The organism is Streptomyces sp. NPDC002690, from assembly GCF_053592415.1.
Window position 1 is genome coordinate 1 of record NZ_JBSFVR010000541.1, and the last position, 3,537, is coordinate 3,537.

Consider the following 3,537-nt stretch of genomic DNA (forward strand, 5'->3'; position numbering starts at 1 on the left):
CCGCGATGTCGTCGATGACCTGGGCCACGATGTGACGGTTGGAACGCGTCACGACGAGGCGGGGACGCTCCGGCGAACCGGAGACGTGCTTGCGGACGCGGATGTGGCGCCGCTTGCGGGCAGCGCGCTTGTACGCGTCGCCCTTGGCGATCTTCACGCCGTATGCCATGGCTACTTACCAGCCTTTCCGACCTTGCGGCGGATGACCTCGCCCGCGTACTTGACGCCCTTGGCCTTGTACGGGTCGGGCTTCCGCAGCTTGCGGATGTTGGCGGCTACCTCGCCGACCTTCTGCTTGTCGATGCCCTCGACGCTGAGCTTCGTGGGCGACTCGACCTTGAAGGTGATGCCTTCCGGAGCCTCGATGAGGATCGGGTGGCTGTAGCCCAGGGCGAACTCCAGGTTGGAGCCCTTCGCCTGGACGCGGTAACCGACACCGCTGATTTCGAGCGCCTTGCTGTATCCCTGGGTCACGCCGGTGATCATGTTCGCCACCAGCGTGCGGGACAGGCCGTGAAGGGCCTTGTTCTGACGCTCGTCGTTCGGGCGGACGACGTTCAGAACGCCGTCCTCACCCTTGGTGACCTCGATCGGCGCGGCAACGGTGTGCGTGAGGGAACCCTTGGGGCCCTTCACCGCGACCGTGCGGCCATCGATGGTGACGTCCACACCGGCGGGAACCTGGATGGGGAGCTTGCCGATTCGCGACATGAGCTATTCCTCCGATTCCCGACTACCAGACGTAGGCGAGGACTTCCCCACCTACGCCCTTCTTGCTGGCCTGCTGGCCGGTCAGGAGACCGTGGGACGTGGAGATGATCGCCACGCCCAGGCCGCCGAGGACCTTCGGCAGGTTGGTGGACTTTGCGTATACACGCAGACCCGGCTTCGAGATTCGCTTGATGCCGGCGATCGAGCGCTCGCGGTTCGGACCGAACTTCAGGTCGAGAACGAGGTTCTTGCCAACCTCGGCGTCCTCGACCTTCCAGCCGGTGATGAAGCCCTCCTGCTGGAGGATCTCCGCGATGTGCGACTTGATCTTGCTGTGCGGCATCACGACGGAGTCGTGGTACGCCGAGTTCGCGTTACGCAGACGCGTGAGCATGTCTGCGATCGGATCAGTCATGGTCATGAGTTGGCCTTCGGCCTCTCTCGCCGGGGTTTCCTGTATGCGCCATCCCTCTCCCCACTCTGTGGCGGGACGGGTGCGGTGCGGGGACCTACGGCGTAGTAAGTCGGTCTAGGGCGGCAGGCGCCCAACCCTTCTAGCCTACGGCATGAAAGGAGGGGCTCCTGCCGACCAGATGCTTACCGAGAGTCTCCGGGTAATCCCAACGCCCAAAGGGCGAGGGGAAATTACCAGGAGCTCTTGGTCACGCCCGGCAGCTCGCCACGGTGAGCCATCTCACGAAGGCACACGCGGCACAGGCCGAACTTGCGGTAGACGGAGTGCGGGCGGCCGCAGCGCTGGCAACGCGTGTACGCGCGAACGCCGAACTTCGGCTTGCGGGCAGCCTTAGCGATCAGGGACTTCTTCGCCACGGTCAGTTCTCCTTGAACGGGAAGCCGAGGTGACGAAGGAGGGCACGACCCTCGTCGTCGTTGGTCGCCGTGGTGACCACGGTGATGTCCATGCCCCGGACCCGGTCGATCTTGTCCTGGTCGATCTCGTGGAACATGACCTGCTCCGTGAGACCGAAGGTGTAGTTACCACGGCCGTCGAACTGCTTCGGCGACAGGCCACGGAAGTCACGGATACGCGGCAGCGCGAGCGACAGCGTACGGTCCAGGAACTCCCACATCCGGTCACCACGAAGGGTGACGTGGCAGCCGATCGGCTGGCCCTCGCGCAGCTTGAACTGCGCGATGGACTTGCGGGCCTTGGTAACGGCAGGCTTCTGGCCGGTGATCGTGGTGAGGTCGCGCACGGCGCCGTCGATCAGCTTGGAGTCGCGGGCGGCGTCGCCCACACCCATGTTGACCACGATCTTGACCAGGCCGGGAACCTGCATGACGTTCTCGTACGAGAACTCCTCACGCAGCTTGCCGGCGATTTCCTCGCGGTAGCGCGTCTTGAGACGCGGCGAAGTGGTGGCAGTCATCAGATGTCCTCACCAGTCCGCTTGGCAACGCGGACCTTGTTGCCCTCGTCGTCAAAGCGGTAGCCGACGCGGGTGACGACCTTGTTGCCGTCCTTCTCCACAACCAGCTGAACGTTGCTGACGTGAATCGGGGCCTCAGTGGTGACGATGCCGCCGGTCTGCGAACCGCGAGCCGTCTGACCGGCCTTGGTGTGCTTCTTGACCCGGTTGACACCCTCGACGAGGACGCGGTCCTGAGCGGGGTAGGCCACGATGACCTTGCCCTGCTTGCCCTTGTCCTTACCGGTGATGACCTGAACCAGGTCGCCCTTCTTGATCTTCATGCTTACAGCACCTCCGGCGCGAGCGAGATGATCTTCATGAACTTCTTCTCGCGCAGCTCCCGGCCCACCGGGCCGAAGATGCGGGTGCCGCGGGGGTCGCCGTCGTTCTTCAGAATGACGGCTGCGTTCTCGTCGAAGCGGATGTACGAGCCATCCTGACGACGGCGCTCCTTGACGGTGCGAACGATGACCGCCTTGACGACGTCACCCTTCTTCACGTTACCGCCGGGGATCGCGTCCTTGACGGTGGCGACGATGACGTCACCGATGCCCGCGTAGCGGCGACCCGAACCACCGAGAACACGGATGGTGAGGATTTCCTTCGCACCCGTGTTGTCGGCGACGCGAAGTCGCGACTCCTGCTGGATCACGTCTATCTCCTGATCGTCTGCCGGTTCCCGGCGGGGAGCTCCGTAAGTGGATTACGGAGCTCCCTCACCGAGCCTGGCGGAACCGACCTGAGGGGAACCCCTCAGGAATTACTTGGCCTTCTCGAGGATCTCGACGATGCGCCACCGCTTCGAGGCGGACAGCGGACGCGTCTCCATGATGATGACGCGGTCGCCGACGCCGGCAGTGTTCTGCTCGTCGTGAGCCTTGAGCTTGTTCGTACGGCGGATGACCTTGCCGTACAGAGCGTGCTTCACGCGGTCCTCGACGGCGACGACGACGGTCTTGTCCATCTTGTCGCTGACGACCAGACCCTCACGGGTCTTGCGGAAACCGCGGTCGGTGTTGGTCTCAGTCACAGTCTTCTCGCTCATCAGGCGCTCTCCACCGTTTCGATGCCCAGCTCGCGCTCACGCATCAGGGTGTAGATCCGCGCGATGTCCTTACGGACGGACTTGAGCCGACCGTGGTTCTCGAGCTGACCAGTTGCCGCCTGGAAGCGGAGGTTGAACAGCTCTTCCTTGGCCTCGCGGAGCTTGTTGAGGAGCTCCTCGTCGCCCAGTTCGCGCAGCTCGGACGCCTTGGTACCGACCGACATCACGACTCACCTGCCTCGCGCCGAACAATCCGGCACTTCATCGGAAGCTTGTGAGCAGCGCGGGTAAGCGCCTCACGAGCAATCTTCTCGTTCGGGTAGGACAGCTCGAACATCACCCGACCGG

The 3,537-nt window shown here is 63.7% G+C and carries 10 protein-coding genes; all 10 read right to left on the reverse strand.

What is annotated here, in order from left to right:
- Nucleotides 1-169: 50S ribosomal protein L18 (locus ACWD3D_RS34830; RefSeq protein WP_451464694.1), on the reverse strand; the 169-nt coding region annotated here is incomplete at its 3' end.
- 2 nt (nucleotides 170-171) lie between these two features.
- Nucleotides 172-711 (reverse strand): 50S ribosomal protein L6, encoded by a 540-nt coding sequence (gene rplF / locus ACWD3D_RS34835; RefSeq protein WP_327176185.1) that lies wholly within the window; start codon nucleotides 709-711, stop codon nucleotides 172-174.
- 22 nt (nucleotides 712-733) lie between these two features.
- The gene (rpsH, locus tag ACWD3D_RS34840) at nucleotides 734-1,132 is read right to left on the reverse strand and encodes a 30S ribosomal protein S8 (protein ID WP_266705211.1); all 399 of its coding nucleotides are present in this window, start codon (nucleotides 1,130-1,132) and stop codon (nucleotides 734-736) included.
- 224 nt (nucleotides 1,133-1,356) lie between these two features.
- A complete protein-coding gene (locus ACWD3D_RS34845; RefSeq protein ID WP_030368403.1) occupies nucleotides 1,357-1,542 on the reverse strand; it encodes a type Z 30S ribosomal protein S14 in 186 nt (61 codons plus the stop codon).
- A gap of 2 nt (nucleotides 1,543-1,544) precedes the next feature.
- The gene (rplE, locus tag ACWD3D_RS34850) at nucleotides 1,545-2,102 is read right to left on the reverse strand and encodes a 50S ribosomal protein L5 (protein WP_387363480.1); all 558 of its coding nucleotides are present in this window, start codon (nucleotides 2,100-2,102) and stop codon (nucleotides 1,545-1,547) included.
- Complete coding sequence (rplX, locus tag ACWD3D_RS34855; protein WP_275493828.1) at nucleotides 2,102-2,425, reverse strand: 50S ribosomal protein L24; 324 nt, start codon at nucleotides 2,423-2,425, stop codon at nucleotides 2,102-2,104. The genes rplE and rplX overlap by 1 nt, the downstream gene beginning before the upstream one ends.
- A gap of 2 nt (nucleotides 2,426-2,427) precedes the next feature.
- A complete protein-coding gene (gene rplN / locus ACWD3D_RS34860; RefSeq protein WP_003966950.1) occupies nucleotides 2,428-2,796 on the reverse strand; it encodes a 50S ribosomal protein L14 in 369 nt (122 codons plus the stop codon).
- 108 nt (nucleotides 2,797-2,904) lie between these two features.
- Nucleotides 2,905-3,189 carry a 30S ribosomal protein S17 gene (gene rpsQ, locus ACWD3D_RS34865; RefSeq protein WP_275493827.1) on the reverse strand — a complete coding sequence of 95 codons (285 nt, stop codon included), beginning with the start codon at nucleotides 3,187-3,189 and terminating at the stop codon, nucleotides 2,905-2,907.
- The gene (gene rpmC, locus ACWD3D_RS34870) at nucleotides 3,189-3,413 is read right to left on the reverse strand and encodes a 50S ribosomal protein L29 (RefSeq protein WP_275493826.1); all 225 of its coding nucleotides are present in this window, start codon (nucleotides 3,411-3,413) and stop codon (nucleotides 3,189-3,191) included. Before rpmC ends, rpsQ begins: the two co-directional genes overlap by 1 nt.
- A partial coding sequence (locus ACWD3D_RS34875; protein WP_451464695.1) for a ribosomal protein L16 occupies nucleotides 3,413-3,537 on the reverse strand: 125 nt, incomplete at its 5' end. The genes ACWD3D_RS34875 and rpmC, both read right to left, overlap by 1 nt.

What these genes read in the sequence shown, in the direction of transcription:
- rpmC (WP_275493826.1), bottom strand. Translation starts at nt 3,413, where the DNA reads ATGTCGGTCGGTACCAAGGCGTCCGAGCTGCGCGAACTGGGCGACGAG.
- rpsQ (WP_275493827.1), bottom strand. Translation starts at nt 3,189, where the DNA reads ATGAGCGAGAAGACTGTGACTGAGACCAACACCGACCGCGGTTTCCGC.
- rplE (WP_387363480.1), bottom strand. Translation starts at nt 2,102, where the DNA reads ATGACTGCCACCACTTCGCCGCGTCTCAAGACGCGCTACCGCGAGGAA.
- rplX (WP_275493828.1), bottom strand. Translation starts at nt 2,425, where the DNA reads ATGAAGATCAAGAAGGGCGACCTGGTTCAGGTCATCACCGGTAAGGAC.
- rplF (WP_327176185.1), bottom strand. Translation starts at nt 711, where the DNA reads ATGTCGCGAATCGGCAAGCTCCCCATCCAGGTTCCCGCCGGTGTGGAC.
- rpsH (WP_266705211.1), bottom strand. Translation starts at nt 1,132, where the DNA reads ATGACCATGACTGATCCGATCGCAGACATGCTCACGCGTCTGCGTAAC.